Consider the following 21,969-nt stretch of genomic DNA (forward strand, 5'->3'; position numbering starts at 1 on the left):
TTTGGATCATGCAAACTAACATAACCTGTTATGTTGTGACTTAAGCCATGAATTTCTCAGTGCATTTTGATGACGCAACGGTGGAGCGCCTGAACAAGGCAGTCGATCGCGTGGATCTGACGCGCAACCGAATCATTGTTAAAGCTGTGCAGGAATGGCTGGAACGCAACGAAGAGAAGGATTGGCCGGAAGCGCTTAAAAACCATTTCCGCAATCCTGCGCCGGATCAGTCGGCGAATGACTCGCTGGAAGCCAAAGCCTGGCGTTCCGAGTCGGCTACTGAAGGCGTTCGCTGGTGAAGTATTTGCTGGACAGCAATATCGTCGTCGCCGCTATTAAAGGACGGCTGCCGGTTGCGGTTCGTTTGTCATCCATGCGGCCGGGCGATATCGCAGTGCCGATCATCGCGAAGATGGAAGCCGAAATGGCTTTGCGCGCTGACACGAGAGCGCAAAATCGTTACGGCAAGCTGTTGAGAGAATTTTTTGCCAATGTCCGAGTTCTGGACTTTGGTGCGGCAGAAGCGCAGCACGCCATCACGCTGGGCGGTTATCAGCGTCAGGGTGGCGGCGCGCCGATGGATAACTACAACCTGCTGGTAGCGGCTACGGCCTTGGCTCATCAACTGGTTTTGGTCACCGACGACACCTTGGCGTTTGCCGATGTGCCGGGTTTGGATGTTGAGAATTGGCTGCGAGCAGCAGTCTGATTATTTACTTTAAGTTAGTCATATAAGGAACTGAAATGTCGAGACTATTCAACTTCAGCGCTGGCCCAGCTACTTTGCCAGAAGCCGTCCTCAAACAGGTTCAAGCCGAGATGCTGGACTGGAACGGCACCGGCATGTCGGTGATGGAAATGTCGCATCGCGACAAGCCATTCATGTCGATTGCTCAGGCAGCTGAGAAGGATCTTCGCGAGCTGTTGAATATCCCAGCGAACTACAAAGTTCTGTTCCTGCAGGGCGGCGCTACCGCGCAGTTCACCTACATTCCGATGAACCTGCTCGGCAGCAAAACCGGCGCGGATTACATCGTGACTGGCGACTGGGGCAAGAAGGCTGCGAAAGAAGCGGCCAAGTACCTCAAGGTCAACATCGCTGCCACCAGCGAAGCAGACAAGTTCACCAAGGTTCCTGATCGCGCGACCTGGAAGCTGGACCCTAACGCCGCTTACGTTCACTACACGCCGAACGAAACCATCCATGGCGTTGAGTTTGCTGACATCCCAGAAACCAACGGCGTTCCGCTGGTTGCCGACTTCTCGTCGACGATCCTGTCGCGCCCAATCGACGTCAGCAAGTTCGGCCTGATTTACGCTGGCGCGCAGAAGAACATTGGTCCTTCGGGCCTCACCATCGTCATCGTTCGCGAAGACCTGATCGGCCACGCTCAGGCGCTGACGCCGGGCATCTTTGATTACAAGCAAATGGCTGAAAACGAGTCGATGCTCAACACGCCGCCATGCTTCGGCTGGTACGTGGCAGGCCTCGTGTTCAAGTATTTGCTCGCTCAGGGCGGCCTCAAGGCTGTTGCCGAGCGCAACGAGCGCAAAGCAAAAGCACTGTACGACTACATCGACAGCGAGCCGTTCTACAGCAACCCAGTCGCCAAGGCTGATCGTTCATGGATGAACGTGCCGTTCGTGCTCAAGAACGCTGAGTTGGATGCTGACTTCCTCAAGGGCGCAGTTGCAGCCAAGCTCTCTGGCCTCAAAGGTCACCGCGCCGTCGGCGGCATGCGCGCCAGCATTTACAACGCGATGTCGGAAGAAGGCGTGCAGGCGCTGATCACCTACATGAAGGAATTCGCCAAAGCACACGGTTAATCCGCGGCTAAGCCCCATCAAAAACGCCACTGCACATGCGGTGGCGGATTTTTAAAAGTTCAGGAGTTTTAAGCATGTTCAAGATTCAGACCCTCAACAATATTTCAGTGTTCGGCCTCGAACGCCTGCCACGTGAGCGCTACGAAGTCGCTACCGAAATCCAGAATCCAGACGCCGTGCTGGTTCGTTCGGCTGACATGCACAAGATCGAAATCAATCCTTCGATCAAGGCCATTGGCCGTGCAGGCGCAGGCACCAACAACATCCCGGTTGCCAAGATGTCGCAGCGCGGCGTGCCGGTTTTCAATGCTCCGGGCGCTAACGCTAACGCCGTGAAGGAACTGGTGCTGTCCGGCATGCTGCTGGCCGCACGTAACATTCCGCAGGCGCTGGATTTCGTGAAGAAGCTGGACGGCGACGACCATGCCATGCATAAGGCGGTTGAAGACGGCAAAAAGAAATTCGTTGGTTTTGAACTGCCACGCCGTTCGTTGGGCGTGATTGGTCTGGGCGCCATCGGCGTCAAGGTTGCCAACGCTGCGGTTGAACTCGGCATGGACGTCCACGGCTTTGATCCGGCGATGACCGTGAACAACGCTTGGCAGTTGGACTCACGCGTGAAGCAGGCGCTGTCGGTTGACGATCTCGTCTCCAAGTCGCAGTTCATCTCGGTTCACGTGCCTTTGCTCGATGCGACCCGCGGCCTTATCAATGCTGACCGCCTCAAGCTGATGAAGAAGCAGGGCGTGATCCTGAACTTTGCCCGCGCTGAAATCGTCGACGAAGCCGCTGTGGTTGAAGCGCTCAACGCTGGCACGCTGCACGCTTACGCCTGCGACTTCCCAAGCAACGCGCTCAAGGGCAACCCGCGCGTCATCGCCACGCCGCATCTCGGCGCGTCGACTGGCGAAGCTGAAGATAACTGCGCTGTGATGGTCGCTGACCAGATTCGTGACTTCCTTGAGGTTGGCAACGTCCGCAACTCGGTCAACTTCCCAGAAGCCGTTCTGGCACTCGCACCAGGCGCAACCCGTCTGTGTATCGTCAACGCCAACGTGCCAAACATGGTCGGTCAGATCACGACCGCTCTGGCCAAGAACAACCTCAACATCTCCGACCTGCTCAACAAGTCACGTGGCGACATCGCTTACACCTTGGTGGACGTCGATGCCGCAATTCCAGAGTCTGTGGCTCAGGAAATTGCTGCGATTCAGGGTGTGTTGGCGGTACGTGTGATCCCAGCCAAGTAAGGCTTTAGACACAGAGGGGCAGGGAGTGCGTAAAATGCGCGCCCTTGCCCCTTTTTTATTGAATCGCCCGGCATGACACCAAACGAACTTGCCAAAGCACGTGAGCAGATCGACGGACTGGATGAACAAATCCAGTCCCTGATCTCGCAGCGCGCGCGCGTCGCGCAGAATGTTGCGCACATCAAACAACGCATGGGCGATACAGGCGATCACTATCGTCCGTCCCGCGAAGTGGAAGTGCTGCGTCGCGCGATGGAGCGCAACAGCGGCCCGCTGACCGACGAATCGATTGCGCGCCTGATGCGCGAAATCATGTCGGCCTGCTTGTCGTTGGAATCGCCGCTGACGATTTCTTATCTCGGCCCCGAAGGCACTTACACGCAAGCTGCTGTGCTCAAGCACTTTGGCGATTCCGTTAAAGCGCGCCCGACGGCAGCCATTGATGAAATTTTCCGTGACGTTGAAAGCGGCGCGGCGGACTACGGCGTTGTGCCGGTCGAGAATTCGATTGGCGGCGTGGTCAGTCACACACTCGATGCGCTGGCTCATACCAAGCTGCGTATTTGCGGTGAAGTGACGCTGCCGATTCATCATCACTTGTTATCGAAAGATGCAGATCTTTCGAAGATCACCAAGGTTTATTCGCATGCGCAGTCATTCGCGCAGTGCCGCAAGTGGCTGGATGCACGTTTGCCAAAGGCTGATCGCGAAACCGTTGCGAGTAACGCGGCCGCCGCACAGCTCGCACAGGATCAAGGTGCAGGCGTTGCTGCAATTGCGAGTCTGCAAGCGGGTCAGTTGTATGAACTGAATATTCTCGCCAGTAACATCGAAGACGATCCAAGCAACACCACACGCTTCCTCGTGATTGGCAAACAGGATCCGACGCCCACGGGCGAAGACATTACTTCGATAGTGCTATCGGCACATCGCAACCAACCGGGTGCGCTGTTCAAACTGCTGCAACCGTTTGCCGATGCCAAGCTCGATCTGACGCGTATTGAATCGCGTCCGATGAAAGGCTCGCCGGTAAATGACTACTTCTTCTTCGTCGATTTTGTTGGACATACCAGCAACGAACTGGTGAAAAAAGCGCTCGATGACGTGCGCTCCAACGCGGCGTTTTTCAAAATTCTGGGTTCATACCCGCTGGCGGTAATGTAATGACTCAAGCAATTCACAAGAAGGCGATTTCTGGCGTCCTCAGCCTCGAGGCCTATACGCCGGGCATGCCGATTGAAGAGCTGCAACGCAAACTCGGCGTTGCGGAAGCAGTGAAACTTTCGTCCAACGAAAACCCGTTGGGCATGAGCCCGATTGCGCGTAAGGCTGTTGCTGACGCGATCATGGGCACTGATCTGGCGCGTTATCCGGATGGCAGCGGTTTTCGCCTGAAGAAAAAACTCGCTGAGATGCACAAGATCGCCGCCGATTGCATCACGCTGGGCAACGGCTCCAACGACATCATTGAACTGCTCGGCCGCGTTTATCTTGGTCCGGGTCGCAAGGCGATGTTCTCGGCGCATGCGTTTGCGGTGTACTCAATCATTGCGCAGTCACAAGACGCAGAAATGATTGTTGTGCCTGCACGTCCGATGACCGATGCGATGCCACTCGGTCACGATCTGAATGCGTTCGCTGCAAAGCTGGCGCCTGATGTCTCATTGATCTTCATCGCTAATCCGAACAACCCGACAGGCACTTGGCTGGAGCCAGGCGAGATCGAAGCGTTCCTGAACAAGGTTCCGGCTGATGTGATCGTTGCGCTTGATGAAGCGTATTACGAGTACATGGATCCGAAGCTGAGCGGTAACTCGCGCGCGCTGTTGGACAAGTTTCCGAATCTCGTTGTGTTCCGCACCTTCTCCAAGGCTTATGGCCTTGCGGGTCTGCGTGCGGGTTATGCGCTGTCCAGTCCAGAAATGGCGGACCTGCTGAATCGTGTGCGTCAGCCTTTCAACAACAACAGCCTTGCATTGCTTGCGGCTGAAGTTGCGATTGAAGATCAGGCGCACGTTGCAAAGTCGGTTGAACTGAACACGCGTGAAGTGGCACGCCTCAGCAAAGAACTGAAAGCGCTTGGTCTGACCGTGCTGCCAACACAAGCCAACTTCATTGCGATTGGTTTTGGCCGCGATGCCAAGCCTGTGCATCAGGGTTTGCTGGAGCGCGGCGTGATTGTTCGTCCAGTGGCTTCATACGAGATGCCAGAGTTTCTGCGCGTGAGCATTGGCACTGAGCGCGAAAATGATCGCTTCCTCGACGCACTGAAAGACATCCTAAAAGCGTGATTCAACAACTCGCCATCGTAGGTCTCGGTTTAATTGGCGGCTCGCTCGCTCGTTCACTGCGCGCGGCTGGTTTTGTTGGAAAGATCAGTGCTTATGATCCAGATCCTGTTCAAGGCGAGACCGCGCTTAAGTTAGGCGTGATTGACCGCGTTGCGACTTCTGCTGTCGATGCCGTGTCGAATGCTGACCTCGTTGTTTTGTCGGTGCCTGTATTGCATACCGAAGAAGCAATGCGCTCGCTGGTACCGGGTTTGAAGCCAGGCACGATTGTTACGGATGTCGGCAGCACCAAGCAGTCTGTATTGCGTGACGTCGCTAATGCTTGCGGGGGAGAAGTGCCTGCATGGTTTGTTGCAGGTCACCCAATTGCAGGCACCGAAAAAAGCGGTGTGGCGAATTCTCAGCCGGCATTGTTTAAAGGACATCGCGTCATTCTGACGCCGCACACCAAGCAAGACCTTGCTGCCAAAGCGCAGGTTCTGGCGATGTGGGAAGCCTGTGGCGCGCGCGTTGTTGAGATGGAGCCTGCGCGTCACGACGCGATCTTCGCAGCGACTTCGCATCTGCCGCACCTCTTGGCATTCAGCTTTGTCGACATGCTGGATCGTCTCGACCACAAGCACGAAATTTTCCCGAACGCTGGCGGCGGCTTCCGTGATTTCACGCGCATCGCTTCCAGCTCGCCACGCATGTGGCACGACATTATTAAAGCCAACAAGGAATGCGTCAGCGAATTGTTGGGCAAGCAAATTGAAGATTTGCAGCAGCTACAGACTTTGATCGCGGCAGATCGCTGGGATGAAGTCAGCCACATTTTTGAACGTGCACGCGCAGCTCGCGAGCACTACCTGACGCAGATTGAATGACAGAGTTTCTTGACCTTGCGCCAATTCGCGCAGCGCGCGGTGAAATGCGTCTGCCGGGTTCAAAGAGCGTATCAATTCGCGCACTCTTGTTGGCCGCGCTTTCTGACGGCGAAACACATCTAACCGGCCTGCTTGATTCCGACGACACGCGTGTAATGCGCGAAGCGCTCAAGGCTTGCGGCGTGTCGCTGGTTGATGAGGGTTCAAACAGTTGGCGAGTGCAGGGTGCGCTGCAGTTTCCGCGTACCGACGCCGAGATTTATGTCGGCAATTCCGGACTGTCCATTCGCACACTAGTCGCTGTGCTGGCGTTTATGAATGGTCGCTATCGTCTATCTGGCGTGCCGCGCATGCATGAGCGGCCGATTGGTGATCTGGTCGATGCACTACGTCCTCTCGGCGCGTCTATTTCTTATGAAGCGCACGAAGGTTTTCCACCGCTATTAGTTGAGCCTGCAAAGTCGCGCTCGCTGCAGCCGGTGCGTGTGCGCGGTGATGCTTCGAGTCAGTTTCTCACCGGCATCCTGCAGTCCGCGCCGCTGCTCGCACGCGAGCGCGAGTTGGTGATTGAGGTTGAAGGCGAGCTGATCTCCAAGCCTTATATCGAATTGAGTCTGACGCTGATGAAGCGCTTTGGCGTTGACGTTCAGCGCTCGACCACTGCAGCAGGTTCGCCGCGTTACACGATTGCTGCAGGTGCGCGTTATCGCGCGCCTGGCAGCTTTGCAGTCGAAGGTGATGCCTCGTCGGCTTCGTATTTCCTTGCGCTGGGCGCGCTAGCAGGCGGACCTATTCGCGTGCATGGCATGGGTAGCAGCAGCCTTCAAGGTGACGTGCGCTTTGCAGAAGTGATGAGCGCAATGGGCGCAACCGTCACGCAGGGTGAGGATTGGACCGAAGTGCAGTCGTCGGGTTTGGCTGCAGGCTTCAAGCCAAAAGCTATTGACGCTGATTTCAATCACATCCCCGATGCAGCGATGACCATTGCAGTCGTCGCTCTGTTCGCTGATGGCCCCAGCGTGCTGCGCAATATCGGCAGCTGGCGCGTGAAAGAAACCGATCGCATCGCTGCGATGGCTGCAGAATTGACTAAGCTCGGCGCGACTGTCGAAGCGGGCGCAGATTTCCTGCGCATCGAGCCGCCAAAAGTATTGCGCTCAGCCGCCATCGATACCTATGACGATCACCGCATGGCGATGAGCTTCTCTCTCGCCAGCTGCGGCAGCGTGCCGGTGCGGATTAACGATCCAGGCTGTGTCGCCAAGACTTTCCCTGACTATTTCACGCAGCTGGCTGCGCTGAGTTCAAATTGAGGGTGTGTTGGCGCTTATTTCACGTCAGCGCTGCCCCCTCAAAAATTGCCAGGCTAGGCGCGACGGAGGAAGTTTAGTGAGCCTAAATGACGGAGGAGCAACGACGCATGGCAATTTTTGAGGCGGCAGCCCGAAGGGGCGGGAGCCATTGGACGCATGGCGGCGTCATCGGTCGCTTACATAGAGTCACTATGCAGCGCTCCCTCTTTCTTGCCCTGCACCCAATGGCTCTCCGCCGCTGGCGCGAAATAAGCGCCAACACACCCTTACCCAAGGTGATGATGTGACTTCTCTGGCCCATGTCGTTGCCGTCGACGGCCCCAGCGGCGTTGGAAAAGGCATGGTCACGCGCGCGCTGACCGCGCGTTTGCCGGGCTGGCATTTGCTGGATAGCGGCGCGCTGTACCGTTTGCTGGCTTTGGCCGCTCACCAAACTGGGATTGAGTTGACCGATGCCAAAGCTTTGGCCGCATTAGCACCTAATCTAGATATTAAGTTCTCAGAAACAGAAGAAAAACAGGAACTTATTATTCTCAATAATCAGGACGTCACCCGTTTGGTGCGCACTGAAACCACCGGCGGTATGGCTTCAAAAATCGCTTCAATTCCAGAGGTGAGGGTGGCTTTGCTGGAACGCCAGCACGCGTTTCGCCAAAACCCGGGATTGATTGCAGATGGCCGTGATATCGGTACCGTGATCTTTCCGGACGCCGTTTTAAAGATATTTCTCGACGCCAGCCCAGATGAGCGAGCACGGCGTCGTCTCAATCAGTTGAGGGAAGCAGGCATCAGTGCTACCCTAGACGACCTTCGTACTGAAATTTTTCAGCGCGATGAGAGGGATCGGAGTCGTGCTGTTGCGCCTCTGGTACCCGCAAGTGACGCTGTGACGATAGATACAACCTCAATGCCGCCGGCTGAAGTATTGGCCAAGGTAGATGAACTGTTGAAATCCCGCGGTTTGATCTGAAGGACTGAAAAGGATTTCGGTCTCTAATTTACTAAACAGGCCCGCCAAAAAGGATTAGGCGGATGTTCAACTTAACGAGTATCAAAATGAGCGAGAGTTTTGCAGAACTATTTGAGGCCAGCCTTAAAGGTGGTCAATCAATGCAGTCGGGCACCATCGTCAACGCGATCGTGCTGGCAGTTAACACCGACGTAGTCATCGTCGATGCTGGCCTGAAGTCAGAAGGCGTCATCGATATTAAAGAATTCATGGTTGACGGCGAACTGAAAATTGCCGTTGGCGACCAGGTTGAAGTGGCTCTCGAAACCGTTGAAGACGGCTTCGGCGAAACCAAATTCAGCAAGGAAAAAGCAGAGCGCATCAAAACTTGGGAACGTCTGGCCAAAGCCACCGAACTCAAAGAAACCGTCATCGGTATCATCACCGGCAAGGTCAAGGGCGGCTTCACCGTCGACATTGGCACCGTGCGTGCGTTCCTCCCCGGTTCGCTGGTCGATGTCCGTCCGGTTCGCGACACCTCATACCTCGAAGGCAAGCCTCTCGAGTTCAAGGTCATCAAGCTCGACAAGCTGCGTAACAACGTCGTTGTTTCGCGTCGCGAAGTGCTCGAAGCCGAATACAGCGCAGAGCGTGACAGCCTCCTCCAGAACCTGCAGGAAGGCGTTGTTCTCCGCGGCGTGGTCAAGAACCTCGTCGAATACGGCGCGTTCGTGGACCTCGGCGGTATCGACGGTCTCTTGCACATCACCGACATGACTTGGAAGCGCGTCAAGGATCCAGCAGAAGTCGTGCAGGTTGGCGCTGAAATCGAAGTTAAAGTTCTCAAGTACGACCGCGAACGCCGCCGCGTTTCGCTCGGCTTGAAGCAGCTCGGTGCCGATCCTTGGATGGACATCGAACGTCGTTACCCTGAGAAGACCCGCCTGTTCGGCAAGGTCACCAACATCACCGACTACGGCTCGTTTGTTGAAATCGAACCAGGCGTTGAAGGTCTGGTGCACGTTTCCGAAATGGATTGGACCAACAAGAACGTTAACCCGGCGAAGGTTGTTTCCGTCGGTGACGAAGTTGAAGTCATGATCCTCGACATCGACGGCGAACGCCGCCGTATCTCGCTGGGCATGAAACAGTGCCGTCCTAATCCGTGGGAAGAGTTCGCTCAGAACCACCAGAAGGGCGACAAGGTTCACGGCGCCATCAAGTCGATCACCGACTTCGGCATCTTCATCGGCCTGGACGGCGGTATCGACGGCCTCGTGCATTTGTCCGACCTCGACTGGAACGACGATGGCAGCAACGCCGTTCGCAAGTACCAGAAGGGCATGGAACTCGATGCAGTAGTTCTCGCTATCGACGGCGCACGCGAGCGCATTTCGCTCGGCGTGAAGCAGGTTCAGCAGGATCCGCTGTCGCAGTTCATCGCTGACAACACCAAGGGCAATATCGTTAAGGGCATCGTCAAGACGGTTGACGTCAAGGGCGCTCAGATCGACCTCGGTAACGGCGTTGAAGGCTACATCAAGGCTAACGACCTCTCACGCGATCGCGTGGAAGACGCTACCAAGGTGTTGAGCGTTGGCGGCGAGCTGGAAGCGCGCTTCATCGGCGTGGACCGCAAGAACCGCATCGTTACCCTCTCGGTACGTGAGAAGGAAATCCAGGAAGAGCAGGAAGTCGTCACGGAATACAGCAACCGTAACGCCTCAACCGGCAAGACCAGCTTGGGTGACATTCTCAAGGATCAGCTCGGAAACTAAGTTTTCCGTCTATCCTCCTGCAAACATTGGGGAAATTAAGAAGGCCGCGCTTGCGCGGCCTTCTTTTTTTCTCTATTGTCTACAGACACCAAGAAGAATGATTTTCCTAGCGTTTTGGAAACCACATGACCAAGTCCGAACTGATTGAACGCCTCGCCAGCAAACAAACCCATCTGATGCAGAAAGATGTCGAGCTCGCGGTAAAGCTCGTGCTGGATCAAATCAGCAACGCATTGGCACGCAAGGATCGCGTCGAAATTCGTGGCTTTGGCAGCTTTGCGCTGCATCACCGTCCGGCACGTGTTGGGCGCAATCCCAAGACCGGTGAACCGGTACATATTCCACCCAAGAGCGTGCCGCACTTTAAGCCTGGCAAAGAGATGCGTGAACGCGTCAATGCCAACGCTCAGGCCCGCGCTGCTGAAGGAAAGGTACTTTAACAAAGTAACCTATGTATAAGACTTTATTGCTTATTGTTCTTGTTGTTGTGCTGTGTCTTGGCGCAACTGTGGGCTTTTTCAATGCCCAAACTGTCGAGTTTTATTATCTATTCGGCTCAGCGCATTTGCCGCTGATCGCACTCGTTATTTTTGTCTTTGGCTTTGCTGTCGTGATAACGCTAGCGCTGACCATGACACGCATTTTTGGACTCAAGCGTGAGATTCGTCGCCTACATCGCCAGCTGCGTGATTCGCAGACTGAGCTGAGAAACCTGCGCGATCTTCCACTCAATCAAGAGCAGAAGTGATCGCTATTTATGGTTGATAGCCTGCTCGCATGGCTGTTACTCCCTTTGGGCGTTGTGCTGGGTTGGGCGCTGGCCAAGCGCATGCCGCAGCCAGAACAGCAGTCTCTGAGCACGGAACAACTGGGCGGTCTGCTTTCACATCTTGCTGGCGATGATCCTGATCAAGCAATTGCAGCGCTGACACAGGCTGTTGAGATTGATCAGTCGACCGCAGAACTCCATCTGACGCTAGGCAATCTGTTCCGCAAACGTGGCGAAATGGATCGCGCGATGCGCGTGCACGAAACGCTACTTGCGCGTCCGGCGCTGAATCCACAACTGCAAAACCAAGTGCGTTTTGAGTTGGCGCAGGATTATCTGAAAGCCGGATTGATGGATCGCGCTGAGCAGATGTTTCAAGATTTAGCAGCGCAAGGTTTATTTGTTACTGCTGCGCTGGAACAGCTTGTTGCCGTCTACGAACAAGGTCGCGACTGGAAACAAGCGATGCAAGCGGCGCGTCAGCTTGAAGCGGCGAAAGGCGAATCCAAACGTGCTGTGATTGCGCAGTACTACTGCGAAATGGCCGATGAAGCACGTCGCGCCAAGAACAATGCAGAAGCGCTGAAGCTGGTTCGTAAAGCTTTGGACACTGATAAAGACTGCGTACGTGGCAGCCTCTTGCTCGGCACGCTGAGCGAAGCAGAAGGCGATTTTGATCTCGCTGCAAAATCTTATCGTCGTGCGTTTGATCAAGATGCGCGCTATTTGCCTGAGATGCTGATCCCGCTACAACGCGTCAGTGAAAAATTAGGCGCAATGGATGATTTCGTTACCTTCCTCGCCGACGCCAAGCAGGTCAGCACGAGCAGTCTGCCGCTGGTGGTGGAAGCGAAGATGATGCGTCAGGAAGGCATCGATTCGATGAGTCATCTATCGACGAGCCTCGAAACCCGTCCGACGCGTGCCGTGCTGGTGGAGTTTCTTGATGTGCTCGAAAAGCGCCCGGAAGTCATCGCCGCAGGCCTCGACAAACCCGCTGCGAGCCTTCGTCAGGCCTTACTAAAACTCATCGAAACCAGCTCACGCTATCAGTGCAGCAACTGCGGCTTTAACCCGCGTCAGCTGTTCTGGCACTGCCCAAGCTGCAAACAATGGGGCCAGATTGCCCCCGTCGACGATGGTTTAGGCCCCAAAGCCTAGGTACCACGCGGGCGCTCATTGCCCACAAGACTTTGCCTTATAGCGACTTTGTGGCACTTTGAGTGCTCCAAGGAGACCTGTCTTGCCAAAGACTGCATTCGTCACCGGCGCAACTGGCTGTGTTGGCCTCAACCTGATCGAGGAACTCCTCGCGCAAGGTTGGCGGGTCACGGCGATGCATCGCGCGGGCTCAGATCTCTCTCAACTGCAACGCCATTCGGTACGCGGCGTTAGGGGAGATGTCACGGATGCCAGCAGCCTGGAAAAGATTATTCCTCGCAATGTTGATTGCGTTTTCCACGTTGCCGGCAATACCAGTCTGTGGTCGCGCTCGCATGCAGAGCAGTTGAGCGTCAATGTTGAAGGCACACGCAACGTTGTGAACGCTTCAGTCGAGGCAGGTGCGCGTCGGTTTGTATTGACCTCCAGCATCGTCGCGTATGGATCGCATGGCGGCACGATTAGTGAAGACACGCCAACGCGCGGCACAGCTGCACGCATCAATTACATTCGTAGCAAAGCATTAGCAGAGCGCGAAGTGCGACACGCGCTGCATAAAGGGTTGCCTGCGGTCATCATCAATCCTTCAAACATTCTCGGTGCCTACGACACTAAGAACTGGGGACGTATGTTCCGTCTCGTTAAAGAAAGACGATTACCGGTTGTGCCTTCAGGTGGTGGTAGTTTTTGTCATGTGCGCGAAGTGGCACGCGCACATATCGCGGCAGCAGAACGAGGACGCATTGGCGCTAACTATCTGCTCGGCGGCGCGGAGACGAGTTATCTCGGACTCGTGAAGGAAATTTCACGCATGCTAGGGGTTAAGCGTTACCCGAAGGTGTTGCCGAAGAGCATGTTGCACAGCTATGCGTTTCTCGAAGAAATGCTGGCGCCGGTTTTTGGCAGAGAGCCCGACGTGACACGCGATGCGGTTGAGTTGCTCTCGCAAAATATTTATTGCGATACGCGTCGCGCAGTACGCGAGCTCGGCTACAAACCGCAGCCGATGGAAACCATGTTGAAAGACAGTATGAACTGGATGCTAGAGCAGGGATTGCTCACGCGAGCATCGCTCAACTAGTTAGTGGAACGCCAAGGTCTTGGCGGGTCTCCACGTTGCAGGCAATGAGTTGCGAATTTCCTGACGCTTCGCCACTAGTCGTGCGCGGTCTTGTGGGTTCAACTTTTCCCAACGCAGTCCTGCATCAATCTGCGCGATGGCATTGCCTGCGTCGCCACGCAGGAACATATACGTCGCCATCTGATACGACGCTTCCGCAATGTTTCCATTCTCACGCGCAGCCTGCGAAAGCAGGTTATAGGTCATCATGCGTTTGCCCAGAGTCTGATCGCGCGAGATCAACAACTGTCTGGCTTGTTCAGGACGCCCGGCAGTAATTAGCGCATCGGCGTAAGCAAAAATTGCAGGCGCGTAATGCGGATACATGCTCAAGGTGTTGGAGAGAGTCGCTAGACCCGTGTCCTGCTTATTCAAGGCCAACTCGAGTCGACCTTTGAGCAAATTAATATTTACCTGCTTAGGTAATTGCTCCAGCGCAGGCTTGAGCGCTGTCAGTGCGTCGGCATTACGGCCGAGCCCAGACAACGACATCGCATAGCCATAGTTGTTAGCAGGCGTATTGCGGCCAGCAGCAAGCTCGCCGGAAAAATAATCCACGGCATCGCTAGGCAAGTCGGCAGCAAATACGCGTGTGCGTGCTTGGATAATCGGAAAGTCTGGAGAATCTTTGTAATTTGATTTGGGCAACGCCGCTGCACGCGAACGCGCTTCGGCCATACGCGAAGTGTTGAGCGGATGTGTCAACAAAAGTTCTGGCACCTGACTGCCGTACAAACGCGTTTGCTGTTCAAGACGACCGAAGAAAGTCGCCATGCCATTCGGATCAAAACCTGCAGCCGCCATGGTTTGAATGCCGACGCGATCAGCTTCTTGCTCGTGTGCGCGGGTGTAGTTGACCGAACGTTGCTGGTTGATGGCCTGTCCTGCGCCAATGCCCGCAATAATCAAATCAGGATTGGCAACCGAACCTGCAAGAATCGCAGCCAGCACGGCGGCCCACGTCAGAATATTCGCGGCCTTGGTGTCTTCTTCTGCGCGAGCGATGTGGCGCTGCGTAACGTGCGCCATTTCGTGGCCCAACACGCCAGCAATTTCGCTCTCGTTCGCAGCAGCCAACAAGATGCCTGCGTTAAAACCAATGAATCCACCAGGCAGCGCAAATGCGTTGATGCGGTCATCCGCAACAATGAAAAACGTTAGCGGTGGCGGTTGTGTCGCGCTATACGCAGCGAGTTTGAAACCAATCGTGTTGACGTAGTCATCCAGCTCAGGATCGTCGACCGTGTAGTTGTAGCTGTACAACTCGGCCATGACTTCTTTGCCGAGAATTCTTTCCTGCGCCGGTGACATTGAGTTGTCAGCAGGCTCGCCCATCTGCGGCAGATCAATATCCCTGATCTGCGCATAAAGCGGCGTCACCGCTAGGGAGACGCAGAGGAAAAGGCAGGTCAGGATTCGAGTCATGGTTCGTGTCGTTAGCTGTCGTTTAGAACGCAAAGACAGCACTAAGTTCTAGCGGCCGATGGCTTGACCCATGCGAACGGTCGCGCCAGGTTGCGCGATGCCGTCCCACTGCACGGCGCCTGGCGCGGTGAGCAGAATCACCGTAGAACCCATATTGAAACGACCCATTTCTTCGCCACGTTCCAGCGAAATCGGCAGATCCGTCATGAAGTTGCCGCCTTCCGTTTCGCGCTTATGCGGTGGGCTGATTTGTCCGGCCCAGACGGTTTCCATGCTACCGACAAACAGAGCGCCGACCAGCACCATGGCCACAGGGCCGATGTCGGTATCAAAGATCGCAACAACACGCTCATTGCGTGCAAACACGCCAGGTAGGGCGCGAGCCGTCGCTGGGTTCACGCTAAACAAACGGCCCGGCACATAACGCCAATGACGCAGACGACCATTCACCGGCATGTGAATGCGGTGATAGTTGTTAGGGGCCAGATAAATCGTATTGAACTGGCCGCCCATGAATTCACGTGCAGTAAGGGCATCGCCGCCCAGCAGTTCCACCACCGAGTAGTCGTGACCCTTGGCTTGGAAGATGCGGCCTTCCTTGATCGTGCCGAGCTGGCTGATGGTGCCATCTACCGGACTCAGAAATGCGGGAGCTTCTGCGAGAGGGCGTGCGCCCGGCTTGAGTGAACGAGTGAAGAAATCATTGAACGAGCGATAGTCTTCCGGACGTCCACGTTCAGCCTCGGTAAGGCTGATGTTGTAGCTGCGCATCAAAATACGGATGAATAAATTCTTGAACCAACGCACCTCGAGGCGCGTCAGCAAAAACATCAGCCATGACAAAAAGCGCGTCGGCAGACGCAACTGCACGGCAGCAAACAGAAGATCGCCACGGCTGGCGTCGGTGTTATTTTCAGGATTCATTTAGATCACTGCACCCATTGCTGCTTCCCCATAAACATTTGAAATCATTGTCATAATCGTTTTTATCAGCTTAATGTGAAAAATCTGTAGCTCAGCAGACGCGCGGCTCGGCGTTTACGGCGCATCTTGGACTAAAAAATCGGCCTTCAGGCGTTTCTTGCCACCGCAGGAGAAGGACAGCTGGAGTGTATCGCCAGCTTTGAGCAAACGCTTTGGCTCAAATAACATCAGGTGCATGCCGCCACGCTCAAAGCGCGCTTCGCCTTTCGGGACCACATCAACCGTCTCAACTAGCTGCATTTTGGAAATGCCGCCTTCGAGCAAGGTCTTGTGAATCTCGATAGCCGCAAAATCCTTGCTGGCTACATCGCGGATGGTGCGTTTCTGCGTGCCGACATTTTTAACCGTGGCGTAGCCGGCCATGACAGTCGCGCCCGGCGGCGCGGTGCGCACCCAAGCGTCACTGATCTGCAAACCGCTACAAGTCGCCCATGCCGGGGTGACGGTCAGCGCCGCGAGAATCAGTAGGAGTCGCTTCATTGCTTACCCTTCATCACCGCAACAAGATCGGCGCTCATCACATCCAACTGATGTGGCGGCGTGAAGTAAGCCGCGATGCGGCCTTGCGGGTCCACCAGAATCAAAGCGGCCGTGTGATCCATCGTGTAGGTCTTGCCATCCTTGCTCGGCACTTTGCTGTAAGCGATGCCTAAAAGCTGCGCAAAACGAGCCAATTCAGGTTCCTTCGCAGTCACGCCGATGAACTCTGGATTGAAATAATGCACGTAGCTGGCAAGGCGCTCAGGCGTGTCGCGCTCGGGGTCGACTGAGACAAACGCCACGTCCAGCTTTTGGCCTTCAGCGCTGAGTTTGGTCGTCAGCGTTTTGAGGAAAGCGAGCGTCGTTGGGCAAACGTCGGGGCAGGTGATAAAGCCAGGGAAGAACAGCGTCCAGTGTCCATGCAGCGAAGCCAGCGTGTAAGGCTGGCCGTTATCGCGAGTCAAAGCGAATTCGGGCAATTGGCGAGGCTGTTGCAGCAAAGTGCCAGATTTAATCTCGATCGTAGGTGGGCGCAGCAAAAAGCTGGCTGCAGCCAGACCCAGAACAGCGGCTGCCACGGCGACCGCGACAGTAAGAATTCTTGAGGACACAGGCACTCCGAAGGTTCGCGTTGCTGCTGGGCTGCGTATAATTGCTGCCCAACGATTATCCCATACTGCATCTGCCCCATGGCCACCCAAAACGATACTTCGGTGCTAAGCACTGTGCGAGATTTTGTTCGTTGGGGCGCCAGCGAGTTCAAGCGTGCTGACCTGCACTTTGGGCACGGTACTGACAACGCCCTAGACGAGGCGTTCCATCTCGTATTGCAGGCACTGCATCTGCCTAACGACGTCCCAGCGATTTATCTGGAAACCACCATCACCGCCTCAGAACGTGCGGCGGTGCTGAAGTTGCTGCGCGCTCGTGTAAAGACGCGTAAACCGGCGGCTTATCTGATTGGCGAGATCGACTTCTGCGGCCTCAGCTTTGAGGTGAACGAAGACGTGTTGATTCCGCGTTCGCCCATTGGCGAGCTGATCGACAAGCAGTTTCAGCCTTGGCTGCAAGGCGAGCCTTCACGCATTTTGGATTTGTGCGCTGGCAGCGGCTGCATTGGCATTGCCTGCGCGTTTGCGTTTCCAGACGCTACGGTCGATCTCGGCGAGATCTCGCCTGGCGCAATGGCGGTCAGCAAACGCAATATTGCGCGCCATCACATCGGCGAGCGCGTCACTGCGATCAAGAGCGATTTGTTCAAGTCGCTCAACGGGCCTTACGACTTGATCGTGAGCAACCCGCCGTACGTGCCGACCAAGGAATGGAAAGCACTGGCTGCAGAGTTCCAGCACGAACCAAAGATGGCTTTAGAAGCGGGCGCCGATGGCATGAACATCGTTGCGCGTATCCTCAAAGAAGCGGCGGCACAACTCATGCCCGGCGGCTTGCTGGTTTGCGAAGTGGGCGGCAGTGTCGAAGAATTTGAAAGTCGCTGGCCTCATTTGCCGGTCACTTGGGTTGATTTCGAACGCGGTGGTGACGGCGTGTTTGTAATCACTCGCGAAGAATTAATTAAGAGTCTCTGAAATGTCAGGTAATACATTCGGAAAATTATTTTGCGTCACCAGCTTCGGCGAAAGCCACGGCGCGGCCATCGGCTGCGTGGTTGATGGCTGTCCGCCAGGTTTAACGCTGAGCGAAGCAGATATTCAGCCTGAGCTGGATCGTCGCAAGCCGGGTACATCGAAGTACGTGACGCAGCGTAAGGAAGCCGATCAGGTTGAGATTCTGTCGGGTGTGTTTGAAGGAAAAACCACCGGCACGCCGATTGCGCTGTTGATTCGCAACACCGATCAACGTTCTTACGACTACGAAAAGATCAAACAAGTGTTTCGCCCCAATCACGCGGATTACGCTTATGTGCAGAAGTACGGCGTGCGCGACCATCGTGGTGGCGGACGCTCCAGCGCACGCGAGACTGCAGTACGTGTTGCAGCTGGCGCGATTGCACGCAAGTTTTTGCATGAGCGTTTAGGCATCGAGATTCGCGGCTGCGTTGAGCAGATCGGCGAGATTCACTGCGAGCGTAAAGATTGGAGCGCGGTGAATAGCAATCCGTTTTTCTGTGCAGATCCAGCCAAGGTTCCAGCGCTTGAAGAAATGATCGACACACTGCGCAGCGACGGCGATTCGGTCGGCGCACTGCTGTACGTCGAAGCACGCAATGTTCCGCCGGGTTTGGGCGAACCAGTATTTGATCGCCTCGATGCGGATCTCGCACACGCACTGATGTCGATCAACGCTGTGAAAGGCGTTGAGATCGGCGACGGTATGGCCGTAGCGAAGATGAAAGGCACAGCGCATCGTGACGAGATGACGCCGCAGGGTTTCCTCGGCAATCACTCAGGTGGTATCGCAGGTGGCATCACCACTGGCCAAACGGTTTATGCGCGTTATGCAATCAAGCCAACGTCCAGCATCACCACACCGGGCAAGAGCATCGACGAAACTGGCGCTGCAACTGACATGCGCACCACAGGTCGTCATGATCCTTGCGTAGGTTTACGCGCAACGCCGATTGGCGAAGCGATGATGGCGCTGGTGTTGATGGATCACTTTCTCCGACAGCGTGCTCAGAACGCTGACGTGAATCCCGCCACTCCGAAAATTCCGGGCGAGCTCCCGTAATGTCCGCGCTGACTGCAGGCGCGATGCGCTTGCAGCCGCGCCTCGCTAGCTTCTACCTCTTCTATTACGCGACTGTCGGCGCGTTCATGCCGTATTGGTCGCCGTATTTGGCTGCGCGTGGCTTTAGTCCAGTGCAGATGGGTATCGCCTACGCACTGATGGGTTTGATGCGCACCGTAGTGCCGCTCGCTTGGGGCTGGTACACCGATCATTACGGCGGCCGCATGAAGCTGATTCGCATCGCAAGCCTTGCTGCGCTGACGCTGTTCCTCATTATTCCGTTCATGCCCAGCGTGCTTTGGATTGGCGCAGTGATGATGGGCTACACCGTTTTCTGGCACGCCTTATTGCCGCAGTTTGAAGCGGTGACGCTCAGCCATTTGTCTGCACGTGGCGGCGATTACAGTCGTGTGCGTTTGTGGGGATCGGTTGGGTTCATCATCACAGTGCTGGGCTTGGGCGTGCTGCTGGATCGCACCGGCATTCTTTGGTTGCCGTGGCTGGTTGGCATCTTCTGGCTAGGCATGGCGCTATCGACGTGGACGGTGCCTGAGCCGCCACCGATTCATCTCGACCAAACTGAGCGTCCATCCATTTGGACAGCGCTAAAAAATCCTGTGGCACTCGCCTTGTTGTTCGCGTGCTTCTGCTCGCAACTCAGCTATGCGCCTTACTACAACTTCTTCACCTTGTTTCTAGAACGGCACAACTACGCACACAGCTACATCGGCTTGCTGTGGGCATTGGGCGTTGTTGCTGAGATCGGTATGTTCATGGTCGCCGCTCGCTTCATCGGTAATTTGGGCGCACGCAAAGTGATGTTGATTGCATTGGCTGCAACGGTGCTGCGTTGGGCGGCAACCGCAGGTGCAGTTGATTCAATCGGGGTATTGCTAATTGCACAGATGGCGCACGCGCTGAGTTTTGGCGCGTATCACGCGGTGGCGATGCATTACGTGCAGCGTCTGTTTCCGGGTGCGCTACAAGGGCGAGGGCAGGCCGTCTACAACGCAGTGGCCTACGGCGCGGGTGGTTCTATCGGCAGCATCGCCTCGGGATATTTGTGGGAAGGCTTGTCGCCAGAAGCTGTGTTCTATTCAGCCGCAGTGGTTGCGCTGTTTGGTTTCTGGGTGGCTTACCGAAAACTGCCTGATCTCTAAAGGTCGATGATGTCGACTTTCGGCATCGCAATCCCGCAGGCGTTCTGCTCAAACCAATGCTCGTAGTTGAGCACTTGGCCGGACTGACGCACGCGCTCAATCTGATCCAGATCGATATCGGCATAGATCCACTGCGCTTGATTCATCGTGCCTTGCGCGATGACGCCGTCATCCGGAAATCCATAATCCGGTGGGCCGTAAAGCGCAGCGCTACCGACATTGATATCTACCGCCGCAGACCAAGGCGCTGTGCCCACCAATGGCGATTGCAGCACGACGCACTGATTCTCTAATGCACGCGCCTGAGCGCCAACACGCACGCGGTGATAACCGGCGTTGGTATCTGTGCAGCTCGGCACCAGCAATAGTTGTGCGCCAGCTTCACATTGCGCGCGAGCGAGCAGCGGGAACTCGCAGTCGTAGCAAATGTTGATCGCAATCACGCCGAGCTTGGTTCGAAAAATGCGTAAGCCATCGCCGCTTGTCACGTTCCAGCTTTCACGCTCGAAGCGCGTCATGATCTGCTTGTCTTGATAGCTGCTGCGACCATCGGGTGCGCAGAACCAAGCGCGATTGACGACGCGACCATCCTCGCACTGCCAAGGAAAACTGCCCGCAACAATGTAAACACCATATTGCTGAGCTAGCGCAACGTGCAGCGCCAAATAATCATCACGCAGCGATTGCATCGCCTGCACTTGCTTGTTCAGATCAGCGCGCGTTTCTGTATCGAATAACGCGGCGAGAGACATTGCAGCGTATTCGGGAAACAGTAAGAGCTGCGCGCCGTTCTTGGCAGCATCTGCAACCCATGCACGAATTTGATCGGCGTAGACATTCCAGTTCTGAGGTTCAGAAACAGGGAATTGCGCAGAGGCGAGACGGATGCTGCTCATGCTAATTCTCGCGTCCAAAAGATCATCGGCTTTTCGCTGGAGCTTGTCTCGCCAATATCAGGCCAGCTTAGCGTCGTACGCAAATTGGTTTGCTTTTGATAAGCACGCTTGAGCCAGAACGCATCGTTGGGCACGTAATCGCTGGGGCGTCGCGAGTCATCATCGCTGCGCTGCACCGCGCAGAACGCACAGGTCGATAAACCCAAGGTGCGCGCATGCGCTTCACGCAGCTCAAAAAACTTTAGGCCGATGCCTTGTCCGCGATATGCACGTAGCAGGACCGACTCACCAAAATAATCGATACGCGATAAATCCATGCAGGCATCCAAAAATGGTTGCTGCATATCGAGCGGCGCATCAGCCAGCGGTTGAACGGTTGAAGCGCCTACACACTGGTCGCCATCCCAAACCAGAATCGCCAAGCTGCGGGGACATTGCAGATAGGTCTGCAAATAGCGCGTCTCATACTCTCGCGTGCCTTCGTAGAGATAAGGCCAGTCGCGGAACACGGTTATGCGCAGCGCGGCTAGCGCGTCGATATGACGTTCAATCTCGGCGCCGTGTAGCTGTTCAAAACGCAGCGTCACTTTGCTGAACCTTGCGGTGTAAACGCGTAAGGAAATTGCGGCAGATCATCGTTGATCGGCCACCAGCTGCATTGGGAAGCGACGTGAAAATGCGCAGCGAGTTCGACTGTCACTTGCTCATCAATCAAACCTGCGCGAATGCGCAAAACGCCGGGAACAAGAACATTCTTGCTGTAAATCGGCGAGCCACAGCCAATGCAAAACACGCGCTGCTTGCCGGGTGAGGATTCAAATTCCTTCAGCAACTCAGCGCCACTCAACAACACGAAATCTGTTTCATTGACCGGTGTGTTGGTCACAAACGGCGTGCCCTGCGCTTTGCGGCATTTGCTGCAGTGACAGATTTGAATCGGCTGCAAAGGCGCATCAATGCGATACGTCACGCCACCGCATAGACAGCTGCCCGTATGCGCTGAACTGCTCAT

General features: G+C 55.5%; 24 protein-coding genes. 17 read left to right on the plus strand and 7 right to left on the minus strand.

What is annotated here, in order from left to right; genetic code table 11:
- Positions 1–47: 47 nt before the first annotated feature.
- The 14 genes from CJD38_RS12420 (at position 48) to CJD38_RS12490 (ending at position 13,285) form a co-directional block, all read left to right on the plus strand.
- Complete coding sequence (locus tag CJD38_RS12420) at positions 48–299, plus strand: ribbon-helix-helix domain-containing protein (protein ID WP_107940671.1); 252 nt, start codon at positions 48–50, stop codon at positions 297–299.
- The gene (locus tag CJD38_RS12425) at positions 296–709 is read left to right on the plus strand and encodes a PIN domain-containing protein (RefSeq protein WP_107940672.1); all 414 of its coding nucleotides are present in this window, start codon (positions 296–298) and stop codon (positions 707–709) included. Before CJD38_RS12420 ends, CJD38_RS12425 begins: the two co-directional genes overlap by 4 nt.
- A 35-nt stretch (positions 710–744) precedes the next feature.
- On the plus strand, positions 745–1,827 hold the full coding sequence (gene serC, locus CJD38_RS12430) for a 3-phosphoserine/phosphohydroxythreonine transaminase (RefSeq protein WP_107940673.1): 1,083 nt from the start codon (positions 745–747) through the stop codon (positions 1,825–1,827).
- A 74-nt stretch (positions 1,828–1,901) separates the two neighbouring features.
- On the plus strand, positions 1,902–3,077 hold the full coding sequence (locus CJD38_RS12435) for a phosphoglycerate dehydrogenase (RefSeq protein ID WP_107940674.1): 1,176 nt from the start codon (positions 1,902–1,904) through the stop codon (positions 3,075–3,077).
- A 72-nt stretch (positions 3,078–3,149) separates the two neighbouring features.
- The gene (gene pheA, locus CJD38_RS12440) at positions 3,150–4,241 is read left to right on the plus strand and encodes a prephenate dehydratase (protein WP_107940675.1); all 1,092 of its coding nucleotides are present in this window, start codon (positions 3,150–3,152) and stop codon (positions 4,239–4,241) included.
- A complete protein-coding gene (hisC, locus tag CJD38_RS12445; RefSeq protein ID WP_107940676.1) occupies positions 4,241–5,368 on the plus strand; it encodes a histidinol-phosphate transaminase in 1,128 nt (375 codons plus the stop codon). Before pheA ends, hisC begins: the two co-directional genes overlap by 1 nt.
- Complete coding sequence (locus tag CJD38_RS12450; RefSeq protein ID WP_107940677.1) at positions 5,365–6,234, plus strand: prephenate dehydrogenase; 870 nt, start codon at positions 5,365–5,367, stop codon at positions 6,232–6,234. The genes hisC and CJD38_RS12450 overlap by 4 nt, the downstream gene beginning before the upstream one ends.
- A complete protein-coding gene (gene aroA, locus CJD38_RS12455; RefSeq protein ID WP_107940678.1) occupies positions 6,231–7,547 on the plus strand; it encodes a 3-phosphoshikimate 1-carboxyvinyltransferase in 1,317 nt (438 codons plus the stop codon). Before CJD38_RS12450 ends, aroA begins: the two co-directional genes overlap by 4 nt.
- A gap of 283 nt (positions 7,548–7,830) precedes the next feature.
- Positions 7,831–8,517 carry a (d)CMP kinase gene (gene cmk, locus CJD38_RS12465; protein WP_107940680.1) on the plus strand — a complete coding sequence of 229 codons (687 nt, stop codon included), beginning with the start codon at positions 7,831–7,833 and terminating at the stop codon, positions 8,515–8,517.
- A gap of 86 nt (positions 8,518–8,603) precedes the next feature.
- Positions 8,604–10,274, plus strand: a complete 1,671-nt coding sequence (gene rpsA, locus CJD38_RS12470; RefSeq protein WP_107940779.1) for a 30S ribosomal protein S1 — start codon at positions 8,604–8,606, stop codon at positions 10,272–10,274.
- Between the two features lie 125 nt (positions 10,275–10,399).
- Positions 10,400–10,714: an integration host factor subunit beta gene (locus tag CJD38_RS12475; RefSeq protein WP_107940681.1), complete on the plus strand. Its 315-nt coding sequence runs from the start codon at positions 10,400–10,402 to the stop codon at positions 10,712–10,714.
- A gap of 11 nt (positions 10,715–10,725) precedes the next feature.
- On the plus strand, positions 10,726–11,022 hold the full coding sequence (locus CJD38_RS12480) for a LapA family protein (protein ID WP_107940682.1): 297 nt from the start codon (positions 10,726–10,728) through the stop codon (positions 11,020–11,022).
- 9 nt (positions 11,023–11,031) lie between these two features.
- Complete coding sequence (locus CJD38_RS12485) at positions 11,032–12,204, plus strand: tetratricopeptide repeat protein (protein ID WP_107940683.1); 1,173 nt, start codon at positions 11,032–11,034, stop codon at positions 12,202–12,204.
- An 82-nt stretch (positions 12,205–12,286) separates the two neighbouring features.
- A complete protein-coding gene (locus CJD38_RS12490; RefSeq protein WP_161554229.1) occupies positions 12,287–13,285 on the plus strand; it encodes an SDR family NAD(P)-dependent oxidoreductase in 999 nt (332 codons plus the stop codon).
- Here the strand turns inward: CJD38_RS12490 and CJD38_RS12495 are convergent, their stop codons facing one another.
- The 4 genes from CJD38_RS12495 to CJD38_RS12510 form a co-directional block, all read right to left on the minus strand.
- Positions 13,286–14,749 (minus strand): M48 family metalloprotease, encoded by a 1,464-nt coding sequence (locus CJD38_RS12495; protein ID WP_107940685.1) that lies wholly within the window; start codon positions 14,747–14,749, stop codon positions 13,286–13,288.
- A gap of 48 nt (positions 14,750–14,797) precedes the next feature.
- Positions 14,798–15,673: an archaetidylserine decarboxylase gene (asd, locus tag CJD38_RS12500; RefSeq protein ID WP_107940686.1), complete on the minus strand. Its 876-nt coding sequence runs from the start codon at positions 15,671–15,673 to the stop codon at positions 14,798–14,800.
- A 114-nt stretch (positions 15,674–15,787) separates the two neighbouring features.
- A complete protein-coding gene (locus tag CJD38_RS12505; RefSeq protein ID WP_107940687.1) occupies positions 15,788–16,213 on the minus strand; it encodes a copper chaperone PCu(A)C in 426 nt (141 codons plus the stop codon).
- Complete coding sequence (locus CJD38_RS12510) at positions 16,210–16,824, minus strand: SCO family protein (RefSeq protein WP_240783613.1); 615 nt, start codon at positions 16,822–16,824, stop codon at positions 16,210–16,212. Before CJD38_RS12510 ends, CJD38_RS12505 begins: the two co-directional genes overlap by 4 nt.
- Positions 16,825–16,902: 78 nt before the next feature.
- Here CJD38_RS12510 and prmB point away from each other — a divergent pair, with 78 nt between their 5' ends.
- The 3 genes from prmB to CJD38_RS12525 are packed head-to-tail and all read left to right on the plus strand — an operon-like array spanning position 16,903 to position 20,061.
- Entirely contained in the window at positions 16,903–17,799 is an 897-nt protein-coding gene (prmB, locus tag CJD38_RS12515; RefSeq protein ID WP_107940689.1) for a 50S ribosomal protein L3 N(5)-glutamine methyltransferase, read from the plus strand.
- Between the two features lies 1 nt (position 17,800).
- Complete coding sequence (gene aroC / locus CJD38_RS12520; RefSeq protein WP_107940690.1) at positions 17,801–18,901, plus strand: chorismate synthase; 1,101 nt, start codon at positions 17,801–17,803, stop codon at positions 18,899–18,901.
- Entirely contained in the window at positions 18,901–20,061 is a 1,161-nt protein-coding gene (locus tag CJD38_RS12525) for an MFS transporter (RefSeq protein ID WP_107940691.1), read from the plus strand. Before aroC ends, CJD38_RS12525 begins: the two co-directional genes overlap by 1 nt.
- Here CJD38_RS12525 and CJD38_RS12530 read toward each other — a convergent pair.
- Genes CJD38_RS12530 through CJD38_RS12540 form a run of 3 tightly spaced genes read right to left on the minus strand, consistent with a single transcriptional unit; the run spans position 20,058 to position 21,969 of the window.
- Positions 20,058–20,957, minus strand: coding sequence for a carbon-nitrogen hydrolase family protein (locus CJD38_RS12530; protein ID WP_107940692.1), 900 nt, complete (start codon positions 20,955–20,957; stop codon positions 20,058–20,060). The genes CJD38_RS12525 and CJD38_RS12530 overlap by 4 nt on opposite strands.
- Positions 20,954–21,544, minus strand: a complete 591-nt coding sequence (locus tag CJD38_RS12535; RefSeq protein ID WP_107940693.1) for a GNAT family N-acetyltransferase — start codon at positions 21,542–21,544, stop codon at positions 20,954–20,956. Before CJD38_RS12535 ends, CJD38_RS12530 begins: the two co-directional genes overlap by 4 nt.
- Positions 21,541–21,969: a GFA family protein gene (locus tag CJD38_RS12540; protein WP_107940694.1), complete on the minus strand. Its 429-nt coding sequence runs from the start codon at positions 21,967–21,969 to the stop codon at positions 21,541–21,543. The genes CJD38_RS12535 and CJD38_RS12540 overlap by 4 nt, the downstream gene beginning before the upstream one ends.

It is taken from the genome of Stenotrophobium rhamnosiphilum, from assembly GCF_003052265.1.
GTDB lineage: Bacteria > Pseudomonadota > Gammaproteobacteria > Nevskiales > Nevskiaceae > Stenotrophobium > Stenotrophobium rhamnosiphilum.

What these genes read in the sequence shown, in the direction of transcription:
- CJD38_RS12420 (WP_107940671.1), top strand. Translation starts at nt 48, where the DNA reads ATGAATTTCTCAGTGCATTTTGATGACGCAACGGTGGAGCGCCTGAAC.
- serC (WP_107940673.1), top strand. Translation starts at nt 745, where the DNA reads ATGTCGAGACTATTCAACTTCAGCGCTGGCCCAGCTACTTTGCCAGAA.
- CJD38_RS12435 (WP_107940674.1), top strand. Translation starts at nt 1,902, where the DNA reads ATGTTCAAGATTCAGACCCTCAACAATATTTCAGTGTTCGGCCTCGAA.
- pheA (WP_107940675.1), top strand. Translation starts at nt 3,150, where the DNA reads ATGACACCAAACGAACTTGCCAAAGCACGTGAGCAGATCGACGGACTG.
- hisC (WP_107940676.1), top strand. Translation starts at nt 4,241, where the DNA reads ATGACTCAAGCAATTCACAAGAAGGCGATTTCTGGCGTCCTCAGCCTC.
- aroA (WP_107940678.1), top strand. Translation starts at nt 6,231, where the DNA reads ATGACAGAGTTTCTTGACCTTGCGCCAATTCGCGCAGCGCGCGGTGAA.
- rpsA (WP_107940779.1), top strand. Translation starts at nt 8,604, where the DNA reads ATGAGCGAGAGTTTTGCAGAACTATTTGAGGCCAGCCTTAAAGGTGGT.
- CJD38_RS12475 (WP_107940681.1), top strand. Translation starts at nt 10,400, where the DNA reads ATGACCAAGTCCGAACTGATTGAACGCCTCGCCAGCAAACAAACCCAT.
- CJD38_RS12480 (WP_107940682.1), top strand. Translation starts at nt 10,726, where the DNA reads ATGTATAAGACTTTATTGCTTATTGTTCTTGTTGTTGTGCTGTGTCTT.
- CJD38_RS12485 (WP_107940683.1), top strand. Translation starts at nt 11,032, where the DNA reads ATGGTTGATAGCCTGCTCGCATGGCTGTTACTCCCTTTGGGCGTTGTG.
- CJD38_RS12495 (WP_107940685.1), bottom strand. Translation starts at nt 14,749, where the DNA reads ATGACTCGAATCCTGACCTGCCTTTTCCTCTGCGTCTCCCTAGCGGTG.
- asd (WP_107940686.1), bottom strand. Translation starts at nt 15,673, where the DNA reads ATGAATCCTGAAAATAACACCGACGCCAGCCGTGGCGATCTTCTGTTT.
- CJD38_RS12505 (WP_107940687.1), bottom strand. Translation starts at nt 16,213, where the DNA reads ATGAAGCGACTCCTACTGATTCTCGCGGCGCTGACCGTCACCCCGGCA.
- prmB (WP_107940689.1), top strand. Translation starts at nt 16,903, where the DNA reads ATGGCCACCCAAAACGATACTTCGGTGCTAAGCACTGTGCGAGATTTT.
- aroC (WP_107940690.1), top strand. Translation starts at nt 17,801, where the DNA reads ATGTCAGGTAATACATTCGGAAAATTATTTTGCGTCACCAGCTTCGGC.
- CJD38_RS12525 (WP_107940691.1), top strand. Translation starts at nt 18,901, where the DNA reads ATGTCCGCGCTGACTGCAGGCGCGATGCGCTTGCAGCCGCGCCTCGCT.
- CJD38_RS12530 (WP_107940692.1), bottom strand. Translation starts at nt 20,957, where the DNA reads ATGAGCAGCATCCGTCTCGCCTCTGCGCAATTCCCTGTTTCTGAACCT.
- CJD38_RS12540 (WP_107940694.1), bottom strand. Translation starts at nt 21,969, where the DNA reads ATGAGCAGTTCAGCGCATACGGGCAGCTGTCTATGCGGTGGCGTGACG.